The sequence below is a fragment of the Pseudomonas sp. T8 genome (assembly GCF_024610635.1).
Classification (GTDB): domain Bacteria; phylum Pseudomonadota; class Gammaproteobacteria; order Pseudomonadales; family Pseudomonadaceae; genus Aquipseudomonas; species Aquipseudomonas chlororaphis_I.
Window position 1 is genome coordinate 6275717 of the sequence record NZ_CP102374.1, and the last position, 25814, is coordinate 6301530.

A 25814-nucleotide genomic window follows, 5' to 3' on the forward strand; every position below is an offset into this window, starting at 1 on the left:
CGATAGAATTATGATCGTAATATTTTATTGAATTATGACTATAATCAAATCGCTTCCCAAGCAGCGTATCAATTCCTTGTCTTTCCCTTCTCAAGCACTTTTCTGGAGAGCCGTTATGAACTCGATTTCCCCCAAGGGGCTGGCACTTGTCACCGGTGCTTCATCTGGCATCGGTGCGGTTTATGCCGAGCGGTTGGCCGCTCGTGGTTACGATTTGTTGCTGGTTGCGCGAGATGAGCAGCGCCTGCAGACCGCGGCTACCCGGCTGCGGGCCGAGCACAAGGTGCAGGTTGAAGTGTTGAAAGCCGATCTGACGCTCAAGGCTGATGTGCTGAAGGTCGAGCAGCGTTTGCGTTCCGACTCGAGTATCAGTCTGTTGCTGAACAATGCCGGTATCGCTGCCGACGGAAGTCTGGCCGTTGCCGACACGGATCAGTTGGAGGCGATGATCCAGCTCAATGTGATCGCGGTCACTCGTCTGGCTGCCGCTGCTGCCGCCAGCTTTTCGGCAGCGGGAAGAGGGGCGATCATCAATATCGCTTCGGTGGTGGCGCTGATTCCCGAGCGTTTTAATGCGACCTACAGTGCGACCAAGGCCTATGTCCTGAGCCTGACTCAGTCGCTTGCTGCGGAACTGGACGGTAAAGGCGTGCAGGTCCAGGCGGTATTGCCCGGGGTAACCCGCACTGAGATCTGGGAGCGCTCGGGCATCGACGCCCAGGGGATTCCAGCTGAAATGGTTATGGATGCCACCGAGATGGTGGATGCGGCTCTGGCCGGTTTTGATCAGGGTGAGTTGATCACCATCCCCTCGCTACCCGACTCGGCTGATTGGGACGACTTCGTGGCTGCGCGTTTTGCCCTGGGGCCCAACCTGTCGAAAAGCAGCGCGGCTGCTCGCTACAAATAACCGTGTCGAGGTCGGAGGGTGGTGCGGTTCACTCCGCCTGCCCATCCTGCTTTTTCAGATGCTCGCGTGTTACCTCCAGTATCCGTTTGGCCAGGTCGGGGTTCTCGACACTGCGTGACAGCACCAGGGCCCCGACCAGGGTCGACATGATCACCAGGCTCTGGTCGGCGGCATTTTCTCCTTCGAGATTGGCCTCTACCTGCGCGAGTCGGGCATTGAGCACTGCATCGGTGGTGGGACTGGCTTGCCCGCGCAGGCCCAGTTCCGAAGACATGGTGGGCAGCGGGCAGCCTTGACCGGGAGAGGTCTGATGCCACTCGGACAGGTAGCTGTCGATAAAGGCCTGCAGTGGCTGTTCCTGGGCAAACAGTGTGGCGCAGTGGGCATCAAGTTCTGCGGCCGCAGCCTGCAGGGCTTTTTCGACCAGATCATCCTTGGATTTGAAATGCGAGTAGAAACCGCCATGGGTCAGGCCCAGGGCTTTCATCAGTGGTTGCAGGCCTGTCGCACCGATACCGTCGCGCCGAAAGCGCTCGGCGGCTTCCTTGATGATGCGTTGATGGGTTTGGGCTTTATGGTCTTGCGAGTAACGCATCGGGGAAGTCTCCACAGCTAGGGAGTCATCTTACCCAAGGTTGACGGGAGGGGGATTGCACTTTTAACCCCAGAAACCTCATTTTCCCTACTGAATGACTAGAAAGTCATGGTTTGCCGGCGAGCCCAGTATCAGTTGGCATGAATAGTGACTATTGGATATCCATAGATTGTTCAACAATCGCAAGGCGATATTCATGAGCAACGTATTGTCCCTGGCTGACCAGATAACCCTGGAGTTACGTGCCGATATCATCGGCGGTCGCCTGTTGCCGGGCATGGCCCTGGTGGAAGGCGATCTGGTGTCCACCTACAACGCCTCGCGCAACACCATCCGCGAGGCCTTGCATCGTCTGGGGCAGGAAGGCCTGACGCGCTACGCACGCAACAAGGGCGTCACGGTGCGACAGTTGGGGATTGACGAGGTGCGTGACCTGTTCCAGGTGCGTCGTACCCTGGAGTTACAGGCCATTGCCTCCAGCAAACCGTTGCGCGACTACCAGTCCGATCGAATGCTCGAGGCTATCGAGGCCAGCGAACTCGCCCGTGAGCGCGAGGACTGGCGCTCGGTAGGTACCCACAGCCTGGCGTTTCATCAACACATCGTCGGGCTGATGCGTAGCCCCTTGTTCGACGAGTTCTTCACCAACGTCGTGGCGCAGCTGCGCCTGGTGTTCTGTGCCGCCCCTGACGAGCAGCGTTTCCAGTCCCCCTGGTTGGCCCGGGACCGGCAGATCCATGACTTGCTCGCCGATGGCGACAAGCAGGCCGCCGGCGAGACCCTGGCGGTTTACCTGGACGATTCCGAACGGCTGTTGCTCGACATTCTCAGCCACTCTTCCCGCCACTGATCGAGGGTTTCAACCATGTACAAGGACTATCCCGCGGCTTATCAGGTCAGCAAAGGCTCGGCCCTGCAGGTGGACACGGCCTTTTATGAGCGGGTCCGCGACAGCAAGGACCAACGCACCTTGATCGAGCAATTCGAGGTACCGATCCGCACCGGGCGGGCCTGGCATGTGCCGGCCGGACATGTGTTCCGGGTGACCACGCCGGCCGGCCCACAGGTCGGGGACTTCAACGTCTGGAATGCCAACGATCCGCGGGAGCGTTTGTGGGCGGCGCGTACCCGGCAGTTGCAGGGCGCGCATGTCAGTACCCACGATCGGCTGTGGTCGAACCTGCCGTTCCTGCGGCCGCTGGTGACCATTACCGATGACAGCCTGGCCGGTTACGGCATCGACGAGCATGGCGGGCGTTTGCACGACCTGCTCGGCACGCGCTGCGATCCCTACGTGAACCGCATGCTCACCGGGGAGGACTTCCATCACCATTGCCACTCCAACCTCACGCGCGCGGTCCTGCCCCACGGCCTGACCGAGTTCGATGTGCACGACGTGCTGAACATCTTCCAGTGCACCGGGCTCAATCACGACGACATGTATTTCATGAAGGCCTGTCCTGCGCAGAAGGGCGATTACCTGGAGTTCTTTGCCGAAATCGATCTGTTGTGTGCGCTGTCGACCTGCCCGGGCGGCGACCTGTCGTTGCCCATGTGGGGGCCGGAGGCCCAGGACCCGCTCAGTGTCTGCCGGCCATTGGGCGTGGAAATCTATCGGCTCGACGAGGCGTTGCTCGAAGGCTGGAGCCAGCCAGAGCGGGCTGCCTACAAAGGCTTGCATGGCCTGCAGATCACCAAGGCAGCCTGGGAGAAATAATGCCGTTGAGGAAATAAAAAGCCCCGCCATTGTGTGAAGGGCGGGGCTGTTCGATCGGGTTATCCAGTCAGCGGTCCTGCGCGTCCTTGGCGTCCGCTTCCGCGTTGCGCTCAGCAACGCGCTTGCGTTGCTCATCGGTCAGTTCCACCTTGTTGGCGGTGTCGCGCAACATCATCAGACCGCCGACGATCGAGCCGATTGCAACGATCAGAATCAACCAGGCATACCAGGGCATAGGGCTCTCCTTGAGGGCATACCGGCGGGCGAGGAGTTTCGCCCGTCAAGCTGCCATACCACTTCGAGTTACAGCGTTTCGCAGTGGTTCCATTGTAGGCCCGATCTGCCCCGGTAACCTCTCTTGCATCAATCTTCCGTGCGGCTACGCAAGCCAATTACAGAGGCATGCTACTCACTCAGAGCCCGGTCAGCATCGCATCCGCTGGCGCATTGGCACGCAGTTGTGCGGTCAGTTGGAAGTAGACGAAACCGGCGGCCATGAAACCGAGGAAGATCAGGCCGATCAGGCTGTTGAACCAGGCCATGGCCATCAGGCAGACCACGGCCAGCGCCAGGGCAATGGCCGGGACCAGCGGGTAGCCCGGGGCGCGAAAGGTGCGTTCCAGGTGCGGCTCGACTTTGCGCAGCTTGAACAGACTGAGCATGCTCATGATGTACATCACGATGGCGCCGAATACGGCCATGGTGATCATCGCCGCGGTCAGGGTCATGCCGCCCAGGTTGATCAGGCCATCGCTGTAGATGGCGGCGATGCCGATCAGGCCGCCGGCGATGATGGCGCGGTGTGGCGTCTGGAAGCGCGACAGCTTGGCCAGCGACGCCGGCAGATAGCCGGCGCGGGCGAGGGCGAAGAACTGCCGCGAGTAGCCAAGAATGATGCCGTGGAAGCTCGCCACCAGGCCGAACAGGCCGATCCATACCAGCATGTGCAGCCAGCCGGAGTTGTCCCCGACCACGGCTTTCATGGCCTGGGGCAGCGGGTCGTTGATGTTCGACAGGGTGCGCCAGTCGCCCACGCCGCCGGCGAAGAACATCACGCCCATGGCCAGCAGCACCAGGGTCAGAATGCCGCTGATGTAGGCCTTGGGGATGGTGCGTTTCGGATCCTTGGCTTCCTCGGCGGCCATGGCTGCGCCTTCGATGGCGAGGAAGAACCAGATGGCGAATGGAATCGCCGCGAACATCCCGGCAATCGCCGGCGCGCTGAAGGTGTCCGAACCCGCCCAGCCGTTGAGGGCGAAGTTGCTGAAGCTGAAGGCCGGCGCGACCACGCCCATGAACACCAGCAGTTCCGCCACCGCCAGTACGCAGACCACCAGCTCGAAGGTGGCGGCGAGTTTGACCCCGAGAATGTTCAGCCCCATGAACACGATATAGGCGCCGACCGCCGCATGCTTCGGGTCCAGGGCCGGGAACTGCACATTCAGGTAGGCACCGATCGCCAGGGCGATGGCCGGTGGCGCGAAGACGAATTCGATCAGGGTCGCCAGCCCGGCGATCAGCCCGCCTTTTTCACCGAAGGCCCGGCGGCTGTAGGCAAAGGGCCCGCCGGCATGGGGAATGGCGGTGGTCAGCTCGGTGAAGCTGAAGATGAAACAGGTGTACATGGCCGCGACCATCAGTGAGGTCAGCAGAAAGCCCAGGGTGCCGGCGACACCCCAGCCATAACTCCAGCCGAAGTACTCCCCGGAGATCACCAGCCCGACCGCGATCCCCCATAAATGCAGCGTGCCCAGCGTTGGTTTGAGTTGTGTGTTCATGCGTGGCTCCCGGAACGGAAAGAAGTGCTCGAGGCTGCTCACTGCACCGCTCATGCCAGAGCGAAAACGGGCGTCGTAAAGCGCCAGAAGCTGTCGTATCGAGGATGTTTCCAGTTGTTTCTGGGCTGAAGGTGTCTGGATTGGTGCACAGCCGTGCAACAGAGAAGGGCGGCGTCCGGGCATGTTCCTTCATGGATTGTGCCTGCCGTTGCAGCAAGACTTCCCGCGATGGCTGCCGTCTCCTCCCCAGGCCACGCCGATGGCCGGTGTAAATCCCGCGTAAAGCCTTTCTTTACGCTTTCTTTATGCGCCGCCCACGCCCTCGATCTCGTTCCTTTACAGCCTCCCTGCGGACAATGCCCCACACGCGGCGATTGCCGTACGACGGAGAGATTCCATGAGCGTTCTGGACGGGGTGTCCCTGCTGCTGGCAGTGGGGCTGTTCATCTATCTACTGGTTGCGCTGTTGCGCGCGGATCGGAACTAGGAGCGGCTATGCACAGTTATGACTATTGGCTGATCCTCGGCTTCTTTGCCTTGGTGCTGCTGCCCGCGCCTTTCCTGGGGCGGTTCTACTACAAGGTGATGGAGGGCCAGCGTACTTGGCTGACGCCGCTGTTGGGGCCGGTGGAGCGCGCCTGTTACCGGCTTTCGGGCGTCGATGCGCAGAGCGAACAGAGCTGGCAGAAGTACACCCTGGCCTTGCTTGCGTTCAACCTGGCCGGCTTTCTGTTGCTGTTCACGATTCTGTTGTTCCAGGACCATTTGCCGCTCAACCCGCAGAACCTGCCGGGGCAGGAGTGGACGCTGGCGTTCAACACCGCGGTCAGCTTCATGACCAACACCAACTGGCAGTCCTACAGCGGTGAAGCCTCGCTGAGCTACCTGAGCCAGATGATCGGCCTGACCGTGCAGAACTTTGTCAGCGCCGCCACCGGCCTGGCCGTGCTGGTTGCCCTGTGCCGCGGCATCGGCCGGCGCTCGGCGCAGACCCTGGGCAACTTCTGGGTCGACATGACCCGCGCCACCCTCTACGGCCTGCTGCCGCTGTGCCTGCTGCTGGCATTGTTCCTGGTCTGGCAGGGCGTACCACAAACCTTCGCCCAGTATGTCCACGCCGTGACCTTGCAAGGCGTCGATCAGGTGATTCCACTGGGCCCGGCCGCCAGCCAGATCGCCATCAAGCAACTGGGCACCAACGGCGGGGGCTTCTTTGGCGTCAACTCGGCGCATCCGTTCGAGAACCCGACGGCCTGGAGCAACCTGTTCGAGGTGGCCTCGATCATCCTGATCCCGGTGGCCCTGGTGTTCACCTTCGGCCACTACGTCAAGGACCTGCGCCAGAGCCGGGCGATCATCGCCTGCATGCTGGCGCTGTTCCTGATCGGCGGCGCGACTTCGCTGTGGGCCGAGTACCAGCCCAACCCGACCCTGAACAATGTCGCGGTCGAGCAGACCGCGCCGCTCGAGGGCAAGGAAGCGCGCTTCGGTACCACCGCCACCGTGCTCTGGTCGGTGACCACCACCGCGGCCTCCAACGGTTCGGTCAACGGCATGCATGACAGCCTCAGCCCGCTGAGCGGCATGGTCGCGCTGATCAACATGATGGTCGGCGAAGTGATCTTCGGCGGCGTCGGCGCGGGCCTCTACGGCATGTTGTTGAACGTGCTGATCGCGGTGTTCCTCGCCGGCCTGATGATCGGGCGCACCCCGGAATACCTGGGCAAGAAGCTGCAGGCCAAGGAAGTGCAGTTGCTGGTGGTGACGCTGATGGTGATGCCGGTCGGCGTGCTGGTACTGAGTGCTATCGCCGCGAGCCTGCCGGGGCCGGTGGCAGCGGTGAGCAACCCCGGTGCCCATGGTTTCAGCCAGTTGCTGTACGCCTACACCTCGGCCAGCGCCAACAACGGTTCGGCCTTCGCCGGCCTGGGCGCCAATACCCCGTTCCACAACCTGATGCTGGGCCTGGGCATGTTGATCGGCCGCTTCGGCTACATCCTGCCGGTGCTGGCCCTGGCTGGCAGCCTGGCGCTGAAAAAGACCGCGCCGGTCGGCCAGAACAGCTTCCCGACCCATGGCCCGCTGTTCGTCACGCTGCTGACCATGACCATTTTGCTGGTGGGCGGGCTGACCTTTTTGCCGACCCTGGCGCTGGGCCCGATTGCCGACCACTTGAGCTTGGCTGCCTTTGGAATGAAGGGCTGAGGACTTAATGATGAATATGCCTGTTCCTGCCTCCAAGAAGGCTGTAACTGAAAAAATGCCCGGCGCTAAAACCGTGGCCTCGAAACACACGACCGACGAGCAGCAGAAAACCTCGATCGCAGCCCTGTGGCGTCCGGCGCTGGTACAGGCCTTCGTCAAGCTCGACCCGCGCCAGCTGCAACGTTCGCCGGTGATGCTGGTGGTCGAGCTGACCGCGATCCTGACCACAGTACTGTGCCTTGTGCCGGACACTGCGGTGCCGACCTTCGTCGCCGCACAGATCGCTCTCTGGCTGTGGTTCACCGTGCTGTTCGCCAACTTCGCCGAAGCGCTGGCCGAAGGGCGTGGCAAGGCCCGCGCCGACAGCCTCAAGGCCGGCAGCGAAGGCCTGAGTGCGCGCCTGAAGAAAGCCGATGGCAGCTTCCAGGTGATCCCTGCCGCCAATCTGCGCAAAGGCGACGTGGTACGTGTCGAGGCCGGGGAAATGATCCCCGGTGACGGTGAAGTCATCGAAGGCATTGCCGCGGTCAACGAAGCGGCGATCACCGGCGAGTCGGCGCCGGTCATTCGCGAGTCCGGCGGCGATCGCTCGGCCGTGACCGGCAATACGCGCCTGGTGTCCGACTGGTTGCTGGTGCGCATTACCAGCAATCCGGGCGAATCGACCCTCGACCGCATGATCGCCCTGGTGGAAGGCGCCAAGCGCCAGAAGACCCCCAACGAAGTGGCCCTGGACATCCTGCTGATCGGCCTGACCCTGATCTTTCTGATTGTGGTCGTGACCCTGCAGCCGTTCGCTCACTTCGCCAATGGCAGCCTGCCGCTGGTGTTCCTGGTGGCGTTGCTGGTGACCCTGATTCCGACCACCATCGGTGGCTTGCTGTCGGCCATCGGGATCGCCGGGATGGACCGCCTGGTACGGCTGAACGTGATCGCCAAATCCGGTCGCGCGGTGGAAGCGGCGGGTGACGTGCATGTGCTGTTGCTGGACAAGACCGGCACCATCACCTTCGGCAACCGTCGTTGCGCGGCCATCCACTCGGCGCCTGGGGTCAACCATCAGGAAATGGCCGAGGCCACCTTGCTGGCCTCGCTGGCGGACGACACGGCGGAAGGCAAGTCCATCGTCGAATACCTGCGCGGGCTTTATCCACAGCCCGAGCCGGGCGCCGATGCGCTGACCGCCGTGCCGTTCAGTGCTGAAACCCGGCTGTCTGGTGTCGACTATCAGGGGCGGGTCTATCGCAAGGGCGCGGTGGATTCGGTACTGGCTTTCGTCGGTCTGCAACGTGGCGACCTGGCTCCGGCGTTGTCCCGGGAAATCGACAAGATCGCCCAGAGTGGCGGCACGCCGTTGCTGGTGTGCGCCGAGGGCAAGCTGCTTGGCGCCATTCACCTCAAGGACGTGGTCAAGCCCGGTATCCGCGAGCGTTTCGCCGAGCTGCGCAAGCTGGGGATCCGCACTGTGATGGTGACCGGCGATAACCCGCTGACCGCCGCCGCCATTGCTGCGGAGGCCGGGGTGGACGACGTGCTGGCCGAAGCCACGCCGGAGAAAAAGCTGGCGCGCATTCGCCACGAACAGAACGACGGCCGCCTGGTCGCCATGTGCGGCGACGGCGCCAACGACGCCCCGGCGCTGGCCCAGGCCGACGTCGGCATGGCGATGAACGATGGCACCCAGGCGGCGCGCGAAGCGGCGAACATGGTCGACCTCGACAGCGATCCGACCAAGCTGCTGGACGTGGTGCAGATCGGCAAGGAACTGCTGGTGACCCGTGGCGCCCTGACCACCTTTTCCATTGCCAACGACATCGCCAAGTACTTTGCGATCCTGCCGGCGCTGTTCGCGGCGATTTATCCACAGCTCGGCGTGCTCAACGTCATGCAACTGAGCAGCCCGCAGAGCGCGATCCTCTCGGCGATCGTGTTCAACGCCCTGATCATTGTCGTGTTGATTCCGCTGGCCCTGCGCGGGGTGCGGGTGCAGGCGGCCAGCGCGGCCCATCTGCTGCGCCGCAACCTGCTGATCTATGGCCTGGGCGGGATCCTGGTGCCGTTCCTGGGCATCAAGTTGATCGACATGCTGCTGACGGCTTTGCACCTGGTGTAACCGCATCCCTGGAGGCGCGAGCCTACTGGCGAGGCGGTGTCACTGATGCACCGCCAGCAGGCCGGCTCCTGCAGCGTTTGGGGTGAACTTGTTAACCGAATCGAGGATTTGATGATGTCCACTGTATTGCGTCCGGCCCTGAGCCTGATTGTGTTGATGACCCTGATCACGGGCGTGGCCTATCCGCTGGTGGTCACCGGCGTGGCCCAGGTGGCGTTCCCGAAACAGGCCAATGGCAGCCTGGTGCTCGATGGCGTGGGCCAGGTCCGTGGTTCGGCCCTGATCGCCCAGGACTTCAGCGGCGACAGCTGGTTCCACCCGCGTCCATCGGCCGGGGCCTTTGCCACGGTGTCCAGCAGTGCGAGCAACCTGGCGCCGAGCAACCCGGCGCTGGCCACCCGTGTGATCGACGACGCCAACAAGCTGGTGGTACCAGGGCAGGGGCCGGTACCGCTGGCGTTGCTGACGACTTCGGGCAGCGGCCTGGATCCGCACTTGCCACCGGCGGCGATTAACTATCAACTGGCGCGGGTCGCGGCGGCGCGTAACCTGCCGGTCGCCACGCTGCAGCAACTGGTGGACGCTCATGTCGAGCAGCCTCTGGTCGGCCCGCCGGTGGTGAATGTGCTGGCCTTGAACATGGCGCTGGAAAAGCTCGCCCTGTAGCCAGCTGCTACAAGTCTGTATGTCGATGATTTGAGTCCAGAGAGAAAAATGCATGAGTGATTCCGGCCGCGCCGATGCCCTGTTAGCCGATCTGTCCCACGACGGCCGCGGCCGGCTCAAGGTTTTCCTCGGCGCCGCGCCGGGCGTCGGCAAGACCTACGCCATGTTGCAGGCGGCGCACACGCAATTGCGCCAGGGGGTGAAGGTTTTGGCCGGGGTGGTTGAAACCCATGGCCGGGCGGAAACCGAAGCCTTGCTCGGCGGTTTGCCGCAACAGCCGCTGGTGCGTTCCGAATACCGCGGGGTGATGCTCGAAGAGATGGACCTCGACGGTTTGCTCAAGGCCAGACCCAAGCTGGTACTGGTGGACGAGCTGGCCCACACCAACGCCCCAGGCAGCCGGCACGCCAAGCGCTGGCAGGATATCCAGGAGTTGCTGGCGGCCGGTATCGACGTCTTCACCACGGTCAACGTGCAGCACCTGGAAAGCCTCAACGATCAGGTTCGCGGCATTACCGGGGTGCAGGTCCGCGAAACCTTGCCCGACTGGGTGCTGCAGGAAGCCTACGAATTGCTGCTGGTGGACTTGCCACCACGAGAACTGCTGGAGCGCCTGCGCGAAGGCAAGGTGTATGTGCCGGAGCAGGCCCGCGCGGCGATCGATGCGTTCTTCACCCAGACCAACCTCACGGCGCTGCGCGAGTTGGCGATGCAGGCCGCGGCGGCGCAGGTCGACGACGACCTGGCCCAGGGTTATCGCAAGCTCGGGCAGGCCGCGCCAGCGGTGCGCGGGCGCTTGCTGGTAGGGGTCGACGGCGATGCCCAGGCCGAGCGCCTGGTGCGCCATGCCAGCCATGTCGCCCGGCGGCGGCATCTGCCCTGGAGCCTGGTGCATGTGGATAACGGCCGAGTTCCCGACGAGCAATCCCGCCAGCGCCTGCAAAGCGCCCAGCAACTGGCCGAGCGCCTCGGTGGCGAGGTGGTCCTGCTGCGGGCCGGCGAGGTGGCGAAAACCCTGATCCAGCATGCCGCGGAGCGGCGCGCCAGCCTGGTGCTGGTGGGGCAGTCACGCAAGCGCCTGCGTCGCCGTTTGTTCGGTGGCGGTCTGGCGGCGCGCCTGCTGCGCAACGCCCAGGGTCTGGAAATCAACGTGCTCGACAGCGAGGATGAACCCGGCCAGCCGCGCCTGCGGGTGGAACGTTCGCTGGTCTGGTTCGACTACGCCCTGGCGGTGTTGGCGACAATCCTGGCGTCGGGGCTGTCGTGGGCAGTGGCGAGTGTGCTGGCGTTGCCGAATATCTCCCTGGTGTTCCTCGCCGCGGTGCTGCTGGTGGCAGTACGCAGCAGTCTCGGGCCGGCGCTGGTGTGCGCGGCCCTGTCATTCCTGACATACGATTTCCTGTTCATTCCACCGACGTTCTCCTTCGCCATCCAGCGCGAGGAAGACGTGCTGACGCTGCTGTTCTTCCTGTTGATGGCGGCCCTGACCGGCAACCTGGCGGCGCGCCAGCGTCGGCAATTGCAGGCATTGCGCGATACCCAGGAAGAAACCAGCGAGCTGCTGGACCTGTCGCGCAAACTCACCGCCGCTACCGACCGGCAGGCGGTGGTCAGTGCCGCGGCGCAGCATCTCAATGGCTGGAAGGAATTGCAGCTGTGCCTGCTCAATCGCGACGGGCAGGGTGGCTGGAAGGTCGAGACGGGCGGGCCCTTGCAGTTTTCCGAGTCCGAGCGGGCTGCCGCCGACTGGGCCTGGCAACACGATCAACCGGCGGGGATGGGCACCGGAACCCTGCCGTTCGGCCGCTGGTGGTGGTGGCCGTTGTCCGTCGATGAAGGTCCGCTGGGTTTGCTCGGGGTCTGCCCGAAAGAGGGCGAGGAACTCAACGCTCAGCGTCGACGCCTGTTGAGCGCACTGAGCCAGCCCCTGGCCCAGGCCTTGGCCCGGGCACAGTTGGCCGAGGATCTGGAAGCGGCGCGCCTGCACGGCGAAACCGAGCAGTTGCGCAGTGCGCTGCTGGCCTCGGTGTCCCATGACTTGCGCACGCCGCTGACCTCGATGCGCGGCAGCATTGACAGCCTGCTGGCGCTGGGGGAGGCGATCCCCCTGGAAGACCGGCGCGAACTGCTCGAAGGCACGCGTGATGAGGCCGAGCGCCTGGATCGCTACATTCAGAATCTGCTGGACATGACCCGTCTCGGGCATGGGTCATTGAAACTGGCGCGGGACTGGGTGGCGCCAGCCGATATCGTTGGCAGCGCGCTGAATCGCCTGCGGGTGGTGCTGGCGCCGCTGCGGGTCAGCACCGACCTGCCGGCCGAACTGCCGTTGCTTTTCGTGCATGCGGCGCTGATCGAACAGGCACTGATCAATGTCCTGGAAAACGCCGCGCGTTTTTCGCCAGCCAACGGCCGCTTGCAACTGAGCGTCGGGACCAGCGACACCGAGTTGCTGTTTGCCGTGAGCGACGAAGGGCCGGGTATTCCGGTGGAGGATCGCCCACGGATTTTCGACATGTTCTACACCGCCGCCCGCGGCGATCGTGGCGGGCAGGGTACCGGCCTGGGGCTGGCGATCTGTCAGGGCATGGTCGGTGCCCATGGTGGACGCATCACGGTGGGCGAGGGGATCGAAGGGCGTGGCACCTGCATCACCCTGTGCCTGCCGCTGCAGGCGCAACCCGAGCTTGAAGGAGAGGCCTGAGTGCCGGTAAAAAGCTTCAACCCAACGAGGCCAGGAGGGCCGCCCATGTTCTTTACAATCTACAGCGACGCCTGCGCTACTCTTGCGCCACTTATTTGCCTTGAACCGAAACCATGAGCCAGACCGCGACCATCCTGGTCATCGATGACGAACCGCAGATCCGCAAATTCCTGCGCATCAGCCTGGCGTCCCAGGGCTACAAAGTGCTTGAAGCCGGCACCGGCAACGAAGGCCTGGCCCAGGCGGCGTTGAACAAGCCGGACCTGCTGGTACTCGACCTCGGCCTGCCGGACATGGACGGCCAGCAGGTGCTGCGCGAGTTTCGCGAGTGGTCGGGTGTACCGGTGCTGGTGTTGTCGGTGCGGGCCAGCGAAGGGCAGAAGGTCGAAGCGCTGGACGGTGGCGCCAACGACTATGTGACCAAGCCCTTTGGCATCCAGGAGTTCCTGGCGCGTATTCGTGCCTTGTTGCGCCAGGCGCCCGTCGGCGAAGCGCAGGAAGCGGCCTTGAATTTCGGCCCGCTGACCGTGGACCTGGCGTATCGCCGGGTATTGCTCGACGGTGCCGAAGTGGCGCTGACGCGCAAGGAATACGCTGTGTTGGCGCAACTGGCGCGGCACCCGGGCCGGGTGATCACCCAGCAGCAACTGCTCAAGGATATCTGGGGGCCGACGCACACTGAGGACAGTCACTACCTGCGTATCGTGGTTGGCCATCTGCGGCAGAAGCTGGCGGACGATCCGACCCGGCCACGCTTTATCGTGACCGAGGCTGGCGTGGGCTACCGGTTGCTGGGGGCGGAGGAGTGAGCGGGCTCGCGGCCCTCTTTCAATTCAGCTCGTTCTCGTAGCGGTCCAGGGTGTCGCTGGCAATCTCCCGCCCCAGTGCGATCAGCTCCGGAGCCTTGTAGAACTCGAAGAAGCGGCACACCCGCTTGGGCACGTTGATCAGGATGTCCGGCGGGTAGCCGGCGATCTTGTACTGCGCCAGCGAGGTCTGCATCACCTCGAAGCTCTGGTTGATCAGGTCCAGCAGGGACGCGGGGCCGACGTTATCGATAATGAACGAGCCGGTGGCCGATTTCGGGGCGCCGTCGGTTTCCGGAGCCGCGGCCGGTTGCTGGGCCTCGGGCTCGGCGGATTCGATCCAGGGGTTGCCGATGTCGGCCGCCTCGCTGCGCAGGGCTTCCTGTTCGAGCAGCAGCAGTTGTTCGGCTTGCTTGCGGCGAAAGGGCAGGTGCGAGCCCAGGGAGTTGATCAGGCTGTCGAAGCGGCTCTTGAAGGCGGCGGGGCGCTGGATCACCGGCAACTGGTAACGACGCTGGTTGGTCGAGTTGAGGTTGACGGCGATGATCAGGTCGCAGTGGCTGGAGACCACCGGGACGATCGGTAGCGGGTTGAGCAGGCCGCCGTCCACCAGCATGCGGTTGCCTTGCATGACCGGGGTGAACAGGCTGGGGATCGCCGCCGAAGCCCGCATGGCCTGGTGCAGGCAGCCTTCCTGGAACCAGATTTCCTGCTGGTTGGTCAGGTCGGTGGCCACAGCGGTGTAAGGGATGCGCAGGTCTTCGATATTGATTTCGCCGACGATCTTGCGGATCTGGCCGAATACTTTCTCTCCGCGTATCGCCCCCAGGCGAAAGCTGACGTCTACCAGCCGCAGCACATCCAGGTAGTCCAGGCTTTCGATCCAGCTGCGGTAGTCGTCCAGTTTGCCGGCGGCGTAGATGCCACCGACCACCGCCCCCATGGAACAACCTGCGACACAGGCAATGTCGTAACCACGTCTTTCGATTTCTTCAATCACCCCGATGTGGGCGTAACCCCGGGCACCACCAGAGCCCAGGACCAGTGCGACACGCTTCTTCATGACCCGATCCTTCGCCAGACAGGTTTCCACAATGCACCCATCGAGGGTTTCGGTTCAATCACTGATGCCTGCCCGGGCCTTGGGCAAAGGGATTTTTCCACTGTCTTGCCGCATGAGGTTATGCTCGCGCGACTATATTTTCCCTTGACGGGCCAAGGCACTTTTAGCGGCGGCGATCGTCTTAGGTTCACGATTGTTTTTTTGTTCAAGACTGTTTCCCCCCTACTTTGAGGTGTCATTGATGAAAGCCTGGATCTGTCTGCCGTTGATTGCATTGGTACTTGGTGGTTGTGCTGGCAAGACCGCCTATCGCGACAGCTGCGGTACGCAACTGGATGCGGCCTGGCATGAACTGGATCTGGCCAAGGCCGAAGGTTTTGCGGGAACGGTCAGTTATTCCAAAGCCCTGTCGCTGCTGACCGGGGCCAAGACCCAGCAGCAATTCGAAGCCTTCGAGGGCTGCACCAGAAAAGCCGAGAAGGCCCGTTTCTATATTCGTGAGTCGCGCGCCGGCCGCTGATCGCAAGGTCGCCGTTTGCCGCTAGACTGAAGAGCGCTCTTCAGTTTCCGTCTCGCAGGCGCCTTGGTCGCGCCTGCCAGTCATGCCAGGGCCCGGCCGCAGTCTTTGTGCTGCGGGCCGGGTCATTCGTTTCGGGAGTCAATGATGTCTGCCTTGGTTGATCAGTTGGTGGCTCAGGTGTTGGGGCTGGAGGTGCGCTTGCTGGCGTGCCAGGCGCGTTTGCAGGCGGTGACCGACCCCGAGGCGCTGCACGATCTGCGTACCACGGTGCGCCGCTTGCGCAGCCTGTTGCGAGCACTGCGTGGCTTGCCCGGTGTCGAGCAACTGGAAGCGGCCGCCTCGGCGGTCGGGCAATTGACAACACCGTTACGCGACCGCGAGGTCCTGGCGGCGTACCTGCATCAACATGACTATCATCAGGCCGCGGAGCGCCGCACCACGGGCCTGGCGGACGAGTATCGGACGGTGGCGACAGGCGCTGAACTCAAGCAATTGCTGCTGGTGCTGGATGCCTTCCCGCGCTTCCTGCGGGCGGCGCAACGTCAGGAACTGTTGCGCGGTTTGCGCAAGCGCATTGAAAAACGCCTGGCCAAGCAATGGAAGGCGCTGGATCAGGCCCTGCATGATCCGGCCCATGACCGGCACCGTTTACGCCTGCTGATCAAGCGGGTGCGCTACGCGGCCGAGGCTTATCCCGAACTTGCCGCGCTGTCGCCCAAGGCGGTCTCGCACTTGAAGGCTGCACAAGGCGCGCTGGGCGACTGGCATGATTGCTGGCAATGGCTGGCCCAGGCCGAACGGCAGGCGGACCTGTTGCCTTGTGTTCCGGTCTGGCACACCACCATGCACGAGGCCGAAGTCCGTTCCGATCGGGTACTCGACAAGCTGAGCTCTGCCTGCTTCCGGAGCTGAAAGGCGTCTGGCGGCTTATCTGTCAGTCTTTTTGGCGGGAATAAGTGCTTTACCCTTGTGTGCTGCTGGTTAAGATCCTCGAATCTTTCCTTTGACCAGAGGTGTTCATGCGCTTTTCCGATTTGCTCGATGCCGTCCGCCAACATCCGTTGGAGCTGTCGATTCCAACCGAGTGGGCGCAGGGGCGGGCCAGTTTCGGCGGATTGGTAGCAGCTTTGCAGTATGAAGCCATGCGCGCAAAAGTCTCCGCCGAGCGTCCGGTGCGTTCGTTGGCGATCACCTTTGTCGGTCCGGTCACCCCCGACGTACCGGTCAGCTTTGAAGTCGAGGTGCTGCGCGAGGGCAAGGCCGTCAGCCAGGTGCTGGGGCGTGCGGTGCAGAACGGTCAGGTGGTGACCCTGGTGCAGGGTAGTTTTGGTGCCTCTCGGCCGTCCGAGGTGACGGTCGTCGCCGAGGAAGCGCCTGCCATGAAACATTGGGACGAATGCCCGGAGCTGCCTTACGTCAAGGACGTGACGCCGGAGTTCATGCGCCATCTGGCAATGCGCTGGAGCATCGGTGGCATGCCGTTCACCGGCAACAAGTCGCGAGACATGGGCGGCTGGGTGCGCCTGCGTGGCGACGTGAAGGAAGAACCCCTGACCGAAGCGCATATCCTTGCATTGGTGGACGCCTGGCCGCCGGCCCTGTTGCCGCATCTGACCAGTGTCGTTCCCGGCAGCACCCTGACCTGGACCATTGAATTCGTGCAGCCGCTGCTGGCGCTGAGCACCCTGGACTGGTGCAAGTACCGGGTGCATATCGAGCATGCCCGTGATGGTTATGGCCATGCGGCCGCGGCACTCTGGAGCGCGGAAGGTCAGTTGATCGCACTCAGCCGGCAGACGGTAACCATCTTCGGCTGACACCCTCTCAATGCCGGTGGCGTTCGCGCCAGGCACGCCACCAGGCGCCGCTGAGAACGAAGCGTGGAAAGGTCACGAATTGTTCCACCAGCAGGCGCTGGACCGCATCCTTACGGTCACTGAACGGTTCGGCGGCTTGCGCCTCCAGGCTGTGGCCGTGGCGCTGCAGGCCCAAGGCTGCAATCAGGCCGACCACGCCGATGGCGACGTTGGTGAAGCTCAGACCGAATACCCCTGAAACCAGCAACAGGAAGCCGACGATGAACAGCGGCACCGCAATCAGGTGCGACACCAGGTTGGTCGGGTTGCGGTGGTTATGCGGGTAGGAGCGCCATTGCCAGGCGGGGAGGTTGGGGTGACGTTTACCCATGACGGTGATCCTTGATTCGTAGAAAGCCATGTATCAAGGATAGGTCTCGCGTGGGGCTTCGGCGAATCAAGGCTGGCTATGGGGACGATAGCTTGGCAAGGGTTTCGCCGCGGCAGGGAGGCTGATCCTGCCGCAACGAAACTCGCGGTTTTAAAGCTTCAACTGACCGATGGCCTTGCTCAACTCTCCGGCCAGGGTCGCCAGTTCGTTGCTGGTGGTCGCCGAGTCGACGGTCTGTTGCACGGTGTTTTCGGTGACGTCGCGAATACTCACCACGGCGCGATTCATTTCTTCCGCCACCTGACTTTGCTGCTCGGCGGCCACTGCAATCTGGGTATTGCTTTCACGCATCTGCGCCACGGCCGCGGTGATTTCCGCCAGCGCTGCGCCGGCTTCCTGTGCCTGCTGCACGCAATCGTCTGCCTTGAACGAGCTTTCCTGCATGAAGTCCACCGCGTCGCGGGTGCCGGCCTGCAGGGCGGAGACCATCCGGGTGATTTCGTCGGTGGAGGTCTGCACCCGTTTGGCGAGGTTGCGTACTTCATCGGCGACCACCGCAAACCCCCGGCCCATTTCACCGGCGCGCGCCGCTTCGATCGCGGCGTTGAGCGCCAGCAGGTTGGTCTGTTCGGCGATGCTGTGGATCACGTTGACCACGCCATTGATCTTCTGACTGTCCTCGGCCAGGCGCTGGATCATCTCGGCGGTCTGTTGCACGCCGGTGGAAAGCCCGGCGATGGACTTCTGCACGCGTCCCACCACTTCCTGGCCACTGCCGGCCAGGGCGTCGGCGGCCTGGGAGCGATCCCGGGTGGCACCGGCGTGCTGGGCGATGTGATAGACGGTGACGGACATTTCGTTGATCGCCGTCGCGGCCTGATCGGTTTCGCTTTGCTGGCCCAGCATGCCGTGACGCACATCGTTCATGCTCGACGCCAGGCGCGCGGCGCCGATATCCAGTTGCCGGGCGGTGTTGGCGACGGTGTTGACCACCCGCTGGTAACCGGCCTGCATCGCGTTGAAGGCATTGGCCATCTGGCCGACCTCGTCGGTGCACGACAACGGCACGCGCGCCGACAGGTCGCCGGTTTTCTCCACATGCAGCATCACATCCTTGAGGGTGTTCAGTTGGCTGAGCAGGAAACGGATCAACAGTTGCGAAGCACCGAGCATCGCCAGCATCAGAATGAACACGGCCACCGCGTATTGGCTGAAGCGTTCGCTGAACACCTGTTGCAGGCTTGGCCCATGAGCAAGCACCGCAACCCGTTGGCTATCGGCCCGGGACAGTACGTACGCGCCGATCAGCGGGTTTTCGCCGAACAGCGGCATTTCATCGAAGGCCACCCACCCATTGGCGTTGCTCAACTCTGGCAGGGAGCGTTGGTCGAGGCTGGGGATCTGGCCGGCAGCGAAGCCCAGCAGGTTTTCAGCATTGGGTAGCGCTTGTCCGGAGGGCCATGCACCGAGCAGGTTGGCCTGGGCCCGGGCGTTGTTTTGTGAGGCCTGGCTACGCGCGTGTTGCTCCAGCTGGACGGCGTACAGGACCAGTAGCAGGGTGGTCACGAAGGCGACTGCATTGACCGCCCAGAACTTGTATTTCAGTGAGATATTGCTGAGCCAGGCACCCATGGAAGGTCTTCTCTGATTAAGCGGAACAGTATTGGCAAGGTGCCATTATTGTGCCGCTATGCAGAGCGTCAAATCTTGATATGCGTCAAGCAATCTCGGGCAAGGCGAAGAAGGCTCGGGCGCTGGCGGTACTGTGGGTTGCCAGCTCTTCCTGGCTCTCTCCGCGATGCAGGGCCACCTCGCGCAATACCTCTGTCAGGTAGGCCGGTTCGTTGCGACCGTTCTTCGGTTTGGGGCGCAGGCTGCGCGGCAATAGATAGGGGGCGTCGCTTTCGAGCATCAGGCGGCCGCGGGGAATCTCTCGTACCAGAGGGTGCAAGTGAGTGCCGCGGCGTTCGTCGCAGATCCACCCGGTGATGCCAATGTGCAGATCGAGGTCCAGGTAGTTGAACAGCGCGCGCTGTTCACCGGTGAAGCAATGCACCACCGCAGCCGGCAAGCGGTCTCGGAAATCGCGGACTATTTCCAGCAGGCGCTGGCTGGCGTCGCGCTCGTGGAGAAAGACCGGCAGTTGCAGTTCAACGGCCAGGGCCAAGTGTTCCTCCAGTACTTTTTCCTGTTGCGGGCGAGGGGAGAAGTCCCGATTGAAGTCCAGGCCACATTCGCCCACGGCTTTGACGCTGCTTTCCTTGAGCAGGCTGCGCAGGCGCTGGGCACTGTCGGCATTCCAGTCGCTGGCGCAATGCGGATGAATACCGGCGGTAGAGAACAGTTGGCGGCCGCTTTCGTCCAGTTGCCGCGACAGCTCGAGCGCCTGTTCGCTGCCTTCGACGCTGGTGCCGGTGAGCACCAATTGGCAGACACCGGCGGCATAGGCTCGGTCCAGTACTGCGCGATGTTTTTCGGCGAAACTCGGGTTGGTCAGGTTGACGCCGATATCGATGAGTTGCATGGTGCTATCTCCGCCTGCGGCCGGAAAGCATATCAGAGCTGTAGATTTATAAGAAAAGCCAAGAACTACAACGAGTTGGAGCTGTCTCTTGATGCCGGGAGAAAGGCCGCGGTTGGTTTGTCCGCCGAGGTTGTGCCAGTCTTTCGCATCTTGTCAGCGCTCTAGGCGCTCTGTTTCTGTTGCCCGATTTTTCGTCAGTCCCTGAGAACTCGGACAGTATTCTTCCCGGAGAGCGGATGACGCGACCCTCGGTTTTGCTAGCGTTGTGCTTGTCGTTGCTGCTGCCCCTGCCGGCGGTCGCGCGCTTGGCCGGCCCTCCGGAAGCCGCCGTAGCGGGCAAGGTCCGCGACCTGGCGGAAATTCGTAGCAGCCGAGTCCTGCGGGTGCTGGTCAACCAGAGTCGCAACAGCTCCGGTGAAGTCCAGGGCCAGGCCATCGGCGTCGAATACCACCGCCTGCGCGCCTTTGAGCAGTACCTCAATGGTCATGCCCGCGACGGGCAGGAAATCAGCCTCAAGATCATCCCCAAAGCCAAGGATCAATTGCTCGGTGCGTTGCAGCGCGGTGAGGGCGACCTGGTCGCTCCGGGAGAGTTGCTGGAGGCGCTGCCGGGGCAAGCGGTAAGCCCCAGTGAGCCGGTCGCCAGCAACGTGCCGTTGCTGCTGGTGGGAATCAAGGGTGAGCGGCGCTACACCCGACTTGAACAACTCTCCGGCAAGACCCTGGCGCTGACCACAGGCAGCGCCGCCGGGGAGGTGGTGAGCCAGATCAATCAGAAGCTGGCGCTGCATAAGCTGGCGCCGATCAAGGTCGAGTGGGTCGATCCGAGCCTGGCAGTCGAAGATGTCCTGGAAATGGTCCAGGGCGGGATCTTTCACCTGACCATCGTCGAGAAACCCATTGCCGAGCGCTGGGGCAAGGTCCTGCCGAAGCTGCGTTTCGATCGGCAACTGGTCATCGGCGAGCCAGGCGAGGAGCACTGGTTCGTGCGGCGCGACGCCTCGATGCTGCGGGCGAGCATCGATCGTTTCCTGAAGGTCTACAAGGCGCCGGCGGATCAGGACGTTGCCTTCTTGCGTATCTATCGGCGCCTGTATCAGGTGCATAACCCTTTGACCCGGGCCGACCGCCAGCGCCTGGAAAAGCTGCGCCCGGTATTACAGAAGCATGCCGATGCGCAGAGCATGGACTGGTTGAACCTGGCGGCCCTGGCCTTCAAGGAGTCGTCGTTGCAACCCACTGCCAGGAGCGGCAGCGGCCCGACCGGCCTGATGCAGATCACCCCGTCAGCCGCCCAGCGGGTAGGGGTCAATAACATTCAGACTCTTGATAACAATGTGTTGGCCGGAGCCAAGTACCTGGCATTGATCCGGCGCAAGTTCTTTTCCAGCCCCAAGCTCAACGAACGCGAGCGCATGGCGTTCGTCTTGGCGGCCTACAACATGGGGCCGGAGCGTGTGCAGGGGATGCGGACCGAGGCCCGGCGGCGCGGGCTGAACCCCAATCAGTGGTTTTTCCAGGTCGAGCGCATTGCCATGGAACAGGTCGGAATGGGCGCCGTCAGCTATGTTAATAGCGTCAACAAATACTATTTGGCGTTTGACCGGGAACGCGAATCGTTGGAGCCGCAAGCGCGTAAGGTCGTCTCACGAAAATAATCGAAAAAATAGATTGTTATCTTGCTATTTTTGCACTTTTAACATGAATTTTTATGATTAATATAGCGACCCAATACCCAACACCACAAAGGACTACACAGCATGAGCACACTGATCAAAACCGTACTGAGCACCCGTGCAGGCTATGGCCTGACGGTCCTGCGAGTTTTTGTCGGCATCATTTTCGCCGCACACGGCGCGCAAAAGCTTTTTGGCCTGTTTGGCGGTTACGGATTGGCAGGGACGGCACAGTGGATGGAGAGCATCGGCCTGGCGCCGGGGCATTTGATGGCGTTGCTGGCGGGCGGTACCGAGTTCTTTGGCGGTCTGGCGCTGATTATCGGTCTGTTGGCACGTCCTGCCGCACTGGGGTTGAGCTTCACCTTGCTGGTGGCGATTTTCTCCGTACACATCAGCAATGGCCTGTTCATGGCGAACAATGGTTATGAGTTCGCCCTGGCTCTGCTCGGCGGCACCATTGCGGTTCTGATCGAAGGCGCGGGCAAGTTGTCACTCGATGCCGCGATTGCCAAGTAACTTCCGGCAAACACTCAAAGGCCCGCTTGTAGCGGGCCTTTTTCGTTGCTGATTTCGTTGTGGGGGATTCTTGACACTACCCGGTCGGCTTCTCTAGGATTGTTGCCCATGCGCCGATTTAAACAGCTACTTGCGGGGCGCCAGGTGATTCGGAATATCACCGATAGAAGCTCTACAGGCTTCGAAATACCGCTAAAGCGCTGGTTCGGTGTTGCCTCTCACCTGCCCGGCAGAAAATTGAGGCAGAGACACGACACGATGAATGCACTCCACCCTCCCGTACGCCTTGCGCCAATCACGGCGAATCTTGTTCAGCGCAATCCAAAAATTCTTCTTGGCGGTACACACCAGCCGACACTGCTGCGTTATCTCGATGGCTGGCCGCGTCGCAGCACAGGCCCTTCAGCCTTTCTGATCCAGTTCATTGAAGATGGCGAGTCCCTGGCACGTTTTGCCAACGACAGTTTTGACCTTGCGGTGATACAGGCCCCCAGTGCGGAAAATGCCGCCGAAGTCATCCGACATCTGACCCGCGTGGCTCGACAGGGGTTGATCACCCGCAGGTAAGTAGCGTAGGGGATCAATCCGGCTGTCGAGGTGGGTGTTTCCTGAGGCTTCTGAATCCTGGCTGAAGGCTCCATCGATATCAGGGCTTCAAACGACGGAGTTGCGTTTGGCCAGCTCCGCCAGTGCTACCAGATTGGAAACGTTGAACCGTTTTAGCAGCCTGACCTTGTAGGTACTCACCGTCTTGTGGCTGATCAGCAGCGCATCCGCGATTTTCTGATTATTCAGGCCGCTTGCCAGCAGTTTCAGGACGGTGATTTCCCGGTCGGTCAGTTGGGCAATCAAGACACTTTCCTGGCAGGCGGCGTTTGTATTCTGTTGCAAGGTGCTGATCGTATCTTCGGGGAAGTAGCTATACCCCGATAGGATGGCTTTTACCGCATTAGCCAGTTCGTTCAGGTTATCGTTCTTGCACAGGAAGCCGGCTGCACCGGCCTGCAAACAGCGCAAGGCGAAATTCTTAGAGTTGCTGGAGGTCAGCACCAGCGTCTTTATCGGCAGTCCAGCGGACTTTATGTGGGAAATAACGGAAAACCCGTCGAGGTTGGGTATGTTCAAGTCCAGGATGAGCAGGTCCGGAAGATGCTTGCGTACCAACTGGACAGCGTCCGCGCCATTGTCCGCTTCGGCGACGATGTTGTGTTCATGAGGCTCCAGAACGGTTCTTATTGCGAGTCGAATCAACGGATGGTCGTCGACGATGATGATACTTCCCATGCAAGGCATCTCGATATTTAGGGGGAGGGTGCTTTTCGTATTTTATCCGAGCACTCTGAAAACTAAATCAGACGAATCTGATAGTTGTCATTGAGTGTCTAAGTTATGGTTGAGCACAGTTTTAATCTGGAAAAGACTAGCTCTCCATGCACGTTATTATCTTTAGACCGGCCCAGCTTAAAGGCTCCTGGTTATTTAATCTGCTTTTGCGTCTTGATCGTTTCATTTATTGGTTTGCCCCTTCTCTGGCTATGTTGACGGGGGCAGCTGGCATCGCGTTGTGTTTTCTAGCCTGGCAGCAGCAACTGATATTGACAGGGGTAGGTGGAGCACTCCTGATACTGATGGCAGCAGGAATAACCATGCTCTGGTCGAATTATGAGTGGTGGCTGTTTAAGCTCAGCCCGCAGAAAGGGTTGAATATTCCTCTTAAGTAAAATCTGAGCTGAAATATTGATGCAGTAATTTTATCTGTCATGTTTTTAAAATATTTCAATGTGACTCTCGTCGCTGTGTGATTCGGCGGCTTGTCGATGGTATCGGATAGTTCTACTTGAGGATCGGAAATGTCTGGTTTCCGGTTAGGTGTTGTAAGGTGTATTTTTTGCTCCTTGCGATATATATAACGGAGCCTGAGCCAGTGATGCTGCTACGAACTATTTCCATTAAAAATGCAGAGCAGGAAGTGCTGAACGGCGCGGTGCTTTGTAGCTTTGCAATTCCTATGCTGAGCCATAATTTTCTTGCTTATAGCTTGAATGAGGGGGCTGAAGTTGGAGAGTCGCGAGTTTATCTGGCGATGCTAAATAAGGCGGGGAAGAGTTATTCACTGAGCTCGATTGAGGCCGAGGAAGATTGGCGTCAGGTTATTCAAGTCTTCAAGGATATAGTCACCCATGCGAGCCTGCCTGAGGGGCGACAGCAAGGTGCTGGTAGTAGTACCGATATTCCTTACCATCTGATTGACCTTAAGGATTGTGTGATACCGACAGGAAACCTATCGGATCATCGTTCACTCACCATCAAGAAAAATCTGGTGATGAAGCTTATCTCGTCAGAAGCCTCGGTTGCTTGCCTGCCTGCAATTGACAGCGCTGAACTCGGAGTTCCTGCGCTCGATGCCTCTATTTTGATGACTTCTCAATCTACTCCTGCTGCACAGGCTGTCGCGGAGTGTATAGAAGATGAGGTTTCTGATTCGAATGAGCATTGCTCGCCAGGAAGCGTTGAGGATCTTGGAGGCGATGCACTCGATGGTGCTCCATCCGGGTTCGCTTCGATTGGAAATCCAGAAGAGCTCTCTCAAAAAACAGAAGAAGCTGAGACTGAAGTAGAGAAGGTTCTTACTGATGTTTCATTATTTACCGAGAGTTTTCAACACGATATGACTGAAATGCTGACTGCGAATACCGAAAAATATGTCGACTCCTCTGAAAGTGATGCTCCCTTGTCTGGCCATTTGACGCCTGAGGTTGTCGCTGACCACTCTGCCAACTCGGAGGCCGACATTGGACGCCTGTCCCAAGGTATACAGAGCACATTGGCTGGCTTGGCGGAGGTGGTTCGCGATTTGGCCTCGGAGGAAGAGATGAAGTTAATCCAGAGTGATGAGTTCGACCTGTCGATATCTGACAGTGTTCCAACTTTGATGGATAGGCAGGTTCAGGCTACCGCAGATATTGATCAATCCGCTCAAGTTGCTGGGGATGTAACACGGGATGAGGTGGCTGATTGCCCAATTCCCTTAGAGATCTCATTGGATGAAGCACAGTTTCTGATGGCGACGCTTCCTGAGGCTGAAACTGCGCTTCAGGGGGCGGATACCGATCATCTACTTCTTGATGTGGAAAGCACTTTGTCGAATCTTGCACTTATGGCGCAGGAGTTGACGCAGCAAAAATTGGTTGCGGTGAAACAACAGGAAGCTTTGGAGCTTTTGAAGGAACAGTTGCAAGAGCGAGAGCGTAAACTTCATGAAAAAGATGAGCACCTGCGCCAGCTACAAAGTCAGCTTCAGCAAGAGAAGATCGCGATCGATAAGTCCGCTGAGCATAATTCCCGAGTGATTGCGGAACGCAGTGCTGCGCTTCAACAGCTGGCTGAAAGTGTTGAGTCCAGAGAGCGAAGTGTTGCCCGGCGCTCTGAACTAATGCAGCTTGAGCAGCAACGTCTTGATGAGATTTCCGCTAAGCAAAGTATCCGCGCAGCCGAACTGGAAAAGAGAGACATCGGAATCCAGCAAAAAAATGCAGAGCTGGTAGAAAGGTTAACGCAGTTGTCCAGCACCCGTAAGAAACTCAGCAATATTGTAAAAGGCTTCAATGAGACGGTGACCTTCAATAATAGCCTGCATAGCATATCCAGTACATTGCTCAGCGATGATGAGTAAAGCGCTTCTGCTGGAATTACAGTTCTCTTTTTTAGTGTGTTGGGTATTTCAATAAAGCCGTATTTGACCTGTGTGAAAAGGCGGATAGTGCAGTCAAACGGCGCAAACTGGAGAGGACTGATGGGGCGTATCCGGGTTTAGATATGTGCATTCTGATG

The 25814-nt window shown here is 60.7% G+C and carries 25 protein-coding genes; 17 read left to right on the forward strand and 8 right to left on the reverse strand.

Annotation, left to right across the window (positions count from 1 at the left end; translation table 11 throughout):
• Nucleotides 1-115: 115 nt before the first annotated feature.
• A complete protein-coding gene (locus NRG23_RS28675) occupies nucleotides 116-910 on the forward strand; it encodes an SDR family oxidoreductase (protein ID WP_103331009.1) in 795 nt (264 codons plus the stop codon).
• Between the two features lie 28 nt (nucleotides 911-938).
• On the opposite strand, the gene NRG23_RS28680 is transcribed toward NRG23_RS28675, so the two are convergent.
• Entirely contained in the window at nucleotides 939-1505 is a 567-nt protein-coding gene (locus NRG23_RS28680) for a TetR/AcrR family transcriptional regulator (protein ID WP_016704356.1), read from the reverse strand.
• 196 nt (nucleotides 1506-1701) lie between these two features.
• Here NRG23_RS28680 and NRG23_RS28685 point away from each other — a divergent pair, with 196 nt between their 5' ends.
• The gene (locus NRG23_RS28685; protein WP_009050157.1) at nucleotides 1702-2355 is read left to right on the forward strand and encodes a GntR family transcriptional regulator; all 654 of its coding nucleotides are present in this window, start codon (nucleotides 1702-1704) and stop codon (nucleotides 2353-2355) included.
• A gap of 15 nt (nucleotides 2356-2370) precedes the next feature.
• Nucleotides 2371-3222, forward strand: a complete 852-nt coding sequence (locus NRG23_RS28690) for a DUF1989 domain-containing protein (RefSeq protein WP_028683080.1) — start codon at nucleotides 2371-2373, stop codon at nucleotides 3220-3222.
• Between the two features lie 67 nt (nucleotides 3223-3289).
• On the opposite strand, the gene NRG23_RS28695 is transcribed toward NRG23_RS28690, so the two are convergent.
• Together NRG23_RS28695 and eat are read right to left on the reverse strand one after the other, a co-directional pair.
• Nucleotides 3290-3457, reverse strand: a complete 168-nt coding sequence (locus NRG23_RS28695; RefSeq protein WP_009050155.1) for a DUF2897 family protein — start codon at nucleotides 3455-3457, stop codon at nucleotides 3290-3292.
• A gap of 178 nt (nucleotides 3458-3635) precedes the next feature.
• Nucleotides 3636-5000: an ethanolamine permease gene (gene eat / locus NRG23_RS28700; protein WP_198919215.1), complete on the reverse strand. Its 1365-nt coding sequence runs from the start codon at nucleotides 4998-5000 to the stop codon at nucleotides 3636-3638.
• A gap of 397 nt (nucleotides 5001-5397) precedes the next feature.
• On the opposite strand from eat, the gene kdpF reads away from it, so the two are divergent.
• From kdpF to NRG23_RS28730, 6 genes are all read left to right on the forward strand, one after another.
• Nucleotides 5398-5487, forward strand: coding sequence for a K(+)-transporting ATPase subunit F (kdpF, locus tag NRG23_RS28705; protein WP_007899818.1), 90 nt, complete (start codon nucleotides 5398-5400; stop codon nucleotides 5485-5487).
• 8 nt (nucleotides 5488-5495) lie between these two features.
• Nucleotides 5496-7205: a potassium-transporting ATPase subunit KdpA gene (kdpA, locus tag NRG23_RS28710; RefSeq protein ID WP_257373102.1), complete on the forward strand. Its 1710-nt coding sequence runs from the start codon at nucleotides 5496-5498 to the stop codon at nucleotides 7203-7205.
• A 55-nt stretch (nucleotides 7206-7260) separates the two neighbouring features.
• Nucleotides 7261-9318, forward strand: a complete 2058-nt coding sequence (kdpB, locus tag NRG23_RS28715) for a potassium-transporting ATPase subunit KdpB (RefSeq protein ID WP_016704353.1) — start codon at nucleotides 7261-7263, stop codon at nucleotides 9316-9318.
• 114 nt (nucleotides 9319-9432) lie between these two features.
• Nucleotides 9433-9984 carry a potassium-transporting ATPase subunit KdpC gene (gene kdpC, locus NRG23_RS28720; RefSeq protein ID WP_029527096.1) on the forward strand — a complete coding sequence of 184 codons (552 nt, stop codon included), beginning with the start codon at nucleotides 9433-9435 and terminating at the stop codon, nucleotides 9982-9984.
• 52 nt (nucleotides 9985-10036) lie between these two features.
• The gene (locus tag NRG23_RS28725) at nucleotides 10037-12688 is read left to right on the forward strand and encodes a sensor histidine kinase KdpD (protein ID WP_016704351.1); all 2652 of its coding nucleotides are present in this window, start codon (nucleotides 10037-10039) and stop codon (nucleotides 12686-12688) included.
• A 113-nt stretch (nucleotides 12689-12801) separates the two neighbouring features.
• Nucleotides 12802-13497 (forward strand): response regulator, encoded by a 696-nt coding sequence (locus NRG23_RS28730; RefSeq protein ID WP_016704350.1) that lies wholly within the window; start codon nucleotides 12802-12804, stop codon nucleotides 13495-13497.
• Nucleotides 13498-13516: 19 nt separating this feature from the next.
• On the opposite strand, the gene NRG23_RS28735 is transcribed toward NRG23_RS28730, so the two are convergent.
• The gene (locus NRG23_RS28735) at nucleotides 13517-14557 is read right to left on the reverse strand and encodes a patatin-like phospholipase family protein (protein WP_007931359.1); all 1041 of its coding nucleotides are present in this window, start codon (nucleotides 14555-14557) and stop codon (nucleotides 13517-13519) included.
• 241 nt (nucleotides 14558-14798) lie between these two features.
• On the opposite strand from NRG23_RS28735, the gene NRG23_RS28740 reads away from it, so the two are divergent.
• The 3 genes from NRG23_RS28740 (at nucleotide 14799) to NRG23_RS28750 (ending at nucleotide 16894) form a co-directional block, all read left to right on the forward strand.
• Nucleotides 14799-15077, forward strand: coding sequence for a hypothetical protein (locus NRG23_RS28740; RefSeq protein ID WP_009050148.1), 279 nt, complete (start codon nucleotides 14799-14801; stop codon nucleotides 15075-15077).
• 144 nt (nucleotides 15078-15221) lie between these two features.
• Entirely contained in the window at nucleotides 15222-15989 is a 768-nt protein-coding gene (locus NRG23_RS28745) for a CHAD domain-containing protein (RefSeq protein ID WP_110175693.1), read from the forward strand.
• Between the two features lie 107 nt (nucleotides 15990-16096).
• Nucleotides 16097-16894, forward strand: coding sequence for an acyl-CoA thioesterase II (locus tag NRG23_RS28750; RefSeq protein ID WP_110175692.1), 798 nt, complete (start codon nucleotides 16097-16099; stop codon nucleotides 16892-16894).
• A 7-nt stretch (nucleotides 16895-16901) separates the two neighbouring features.
• Here the strand turns inward: NRG23_RS28750 and NRG23_RS28755 are convergent, their stop codons facing one another.
• The 3 genes from NRG23_RS28755 to NRG23_RS28765 form a co-directional block, all read right to left on the reverse strand.
• Nucleotides 16902-17264 (reverse strand): Mpo1-like protein, encoded by a 363-nt coding sequence (locus NRG23_RS28755; RefSeq protein ID WP_257373103.1) that lies wholly within the window; start codon nucleotides 17262-17264, stop codon nucleotides 16902-16904.
• 150 nt (nucleotides 17265-17414) lie between these two features.
• On the reverse strand, nucleotides 17415-18896 hold the full coding sequence (locus NRG23_RS28760; protein WP_257373104.1) for a methyl-accepting chemotaxis protein: 1482 nt from the start codon (nucleotides 18894-18896) through the stop codon (nucleotides 17415-17417).
• An 85-nt stretch (nucleotides 18897-18981) separates the two neighbouring features.
• Entirely contained in the window at nucleotides 18982-19788 is an 807-nt protein-coding gene (locus tag NRG23_RS28765; RefSeq protein ID WP_096375081.1) for a TatD family hydrolase, read from the reverse strand.
• 236 nt (nucleotides 19789-20024) lie between these two features.
• Between NRG23_RS28765 and NRG23_RS28770 the strand changes: the two genes are divergently transcribed.
• The 3 genes from NRG23_RS28770 to NRG23_RS28780 all read left to right on the forward strand — a co-directional run bounded on the left by NRG23_RS28770 (nucleotide 20025) and on the right by NRG23_RS28780 (nucleotide 22550).
• Nucleotides 20025-21446 carry a transglycosylase SLT domain-containing protein gene (locus NRG23_RS28770; RefSeq protein WP_257373105.1) on the forward strand — a complete coding sequence of 474 codons (1422 nt, stop codon included), beginning with the start codon at nucleotides 20025-20027 and terminating at the stop codon, nucleotides 21444-21446.
• Between the two features lie 102 nt (nucleotides 21447-21548).
• On the forward strand, nucleotides 21549-21983 hold the full coding sequence (locus tag NRG23_RS28775; protein WP_038577146.1) for a DoxX family protein: 435 nt from the start codon (nucleotides 21549-21551) through the stop codon (nucleotides 21981-21983).
• A 258-nt stretch (nucleotides 21984-22241) separates the two neighbouring features.
• Nucleotides 22242-22550, forward strand: a complete 309-nt coding sequence (locus tag NRG23_RS28780; protein ID WP_009050140.1) for a hypothetical protein — start codon at nucleotides 22242-22244, stop codon at nucleotides 22548-22550.
• Nucleotides 22551-22637: 87 nt separating this feature from the next.
• On the opposite strand, the gene NRG23_RS28785 is transcribed toward NRG23_RS28780, so the two are convergent.
• Complete coding sequence (locus NRG23_RS28785; RefSeq protein WP_007931372.1) at nucleotides 22638-23267, reverse strand: response regulator transcription factor; 630 nt, start codon at nucleotides 23265-23267, stop codon at nucleotides 22638-22640.
• A 146-nt stretch (nucleotides 23268-23413) separates the two neighbouring features.
• On the opposite strand from NRG23_RS28785, the gene NRG23_RS28790 reads away from it, so the two are divergent.
• Both NRG23_RS28790 and NRG23_RS28795 read left to right on the forward strand, forming a co-directional pair.
• Nucleotides 23414-23704 (forward strand): hypothetical protein, encoded by a 291-nt coding sequence (locus tag NRG23_RS28790; RefSeq protein ID WP_016704342.1) that lies wholly within the window; start codon nucleotides 23414-23416, stop codon nucleotides 23702-23704.
• 158 nt (nucleotides 23705-23862) lie between these two features.
• Nucleotides 23863-25656, forward strand: coding sequence for a hypothetical protein (locus NRG23_RS28795; protein ID WP_232290976.1), 1794 nt, complete (start codon nucleotides 23863-23865; stop codon nucleotides 25654-25656).
• Nucleotides 25657-25814 lie beyond the last annotated feature (158 nt).

What these genes read in the sequence shown, in the direction of transcription:
- NRG23_RS28675 (WP_103331009.1), top strand. Translation starts at nt 116, where the DNA reads ATGAACTCGATTTCCCCCAAGGGGCTGGCACTTGTCACCGGTGCTTCA.
- NRG23_RS28680 (WP_016704356.1), bottom strand. Translation starts at nt 1,505, where the DNA reads ATGCGTTACTCGCAAGACCATAAAGCCCAAACCCATCAACGCATCATC.
- NRG23_RS28685 (WP_009050157.1), top strand. Translation starts at nt 1,702, where the DNA reads ATGAGCAACGTATTGTCCCTGGCTGACCAGATAACCCTGGAGTTACGT.
- NRG23_RS28690 (WP_028683080.1), top strand. Translation starts at nt 2,371, where the DNA reads ATGTACAAGGACTATCCCGCGGCTTATCAGGTCAGCAAAGGCTCGGCC.
- NRG23_RS28695 (WP_009050155.1), bottom strand. Translation starts at nt 3,457, where the DNA reads ATGCCCTGGTATGCCTGGTTGATTCTGATCGTTGCAATCGGCTCGATC.
- eat (WP_198919215.1), bottom strand. Translation starts at nt 5,000, where the DNA reads ATGAACACACAACTCAAACCAACGCTGGGCACGCTGCATTTATGGGGG.
- kdpF (WP_007899818.1), top strand. Translation starts at nt 5,398, where the DNA reads ATGAGCGTTCTGGACGGGGTGTCCCTGCTGCTGGCAGTGGGGCTGTTC.
- kdpA (WP_257373102.1), top strand. Translation starts at nt 5,496, where the DNA reads ATGCACAGTTATGACTATTGGCTGATCCTCGGCTTCTTTGCCTTGGTG.
- kdpB (WP_016704353.1), top strand. Translation starts at nt 7,261, where the DNA reads ATGCCCGGCGCTAAAACCGTGGCCTCGAAACACACGACCGACGAGCAG.
- kdpC (WP_029527096.1), top strand. Translation starts at nt 9,433, where the DNA reads ATGTCCACTGTATTGCGTCCGGCCCTGAGCCTGATTGTGTTGATGACC.
- NRG23_RS28725 (WP_016704351.1), top strand. Translation starts at nt 10,037, where the DNA reads ATGAGTGATTCCGGCCGCGCCGATGCCCTGTTAGCCGATCTGTCCCAC.
- NRG23_RS28730 (WP_016704350.1), top strand. Translation starts at nt 12,802, where the DNA reads ATGAGCCAGACCGCGACCATCCTGGTCATCGATGACGAACCGCAGATC.
- NRG23_RS28735 (WP_007931359.1), bottom strand. Translation starts at nt 14,557, where the DNA reads ATGAAGAAGCGTGTCGCACTGGTCCTGGGCTCTGGTGGTGCCCGGGGT.
- NRG23_RS28740 (WP_009050148.1), top strand. Translation starts at nt 14,799, where the DNA reads ATGAAAGCCTGGATCTGTCTGCCGTTGATTGCATTGGTACTTGGTGGT.
- NRG23_RS28745 (WP_110175693.1), top strand. Translation starts at nt 15,222, where the DNA reads ATGTCTGCCTTGGTTGATCAGTTGGTGGCTCAGGTGTTGGGGCTGGAG.
- NRG23_RS28750 (WP_110175692.1), top strand. Translation starts at nt 16,097, where the DNA reads ATGCGCTTTTCCGATTTGCTCGATGCCGTCCGCCAACATCCGTTGGAG.
- NRG23_RS28755 (WP_257373103.1), bottom strand. Translation starts at nt 17,264, where the DNA reads ATGGGTAAACGTCACCCCAACCTCCCCGCCTGGCAATGGCGCTCCTAC.
- NRG23_RS28760 (WP_257373104.1), bottom strand. Translation starts at nt 18,896, where the DNA reads ATGGGTGCCTGGCTCAGCAATATCTCACTGAAATACAAGTTCTGGGCG.
- NRG23_RS28765 (WP_096375081.1), bottom strand. Translation starts at nt 19,788, where the DNA reads ATGCAACTCATCGATATCGGCGTCAACCTGACCAACCCGAGTTTCGCC.
- NRG23_RS28770 (WP_257373105.1), top strand. Translation starts at nt 20,025, where the DNA reads ATGACGCGACCCTCGGTTTTGCTAGCGTTGTGCTTGTCGTTGCTGCTG.
- NRG23_RS28775 (WP_038577146.1), top strand. Translation starts at nt 21,549, where the DNA reads ATGAGCACACTGATCAAAACCGTACTGAGCACCCGTGCAGGCTATGGC.
- NRG23_RS28780 (WP_009050140.1), top strand. Translation starts at nt 22,242, where the DNA reads ATGAATGCACTCCACCCTCCCGTACGCCTTGCGCCAATCACGGCGAAT.
- NRG23_RS28785 (WP_007931372.1), bottom strand. Translation starts at nt 23,267, where the DNA reads ATGGGAAGTATCATCATCGTCGACGACCATCCGTTGATTCGACTCGCA.
- NRG23_RS28790 (WP_016704342.1), top strand. Translation starts at nt 23,414, where the DNA reads ATGCACGTTATTATCTTTAGACCGGCCCAGCTTAAAGGCTCCTGGTTA.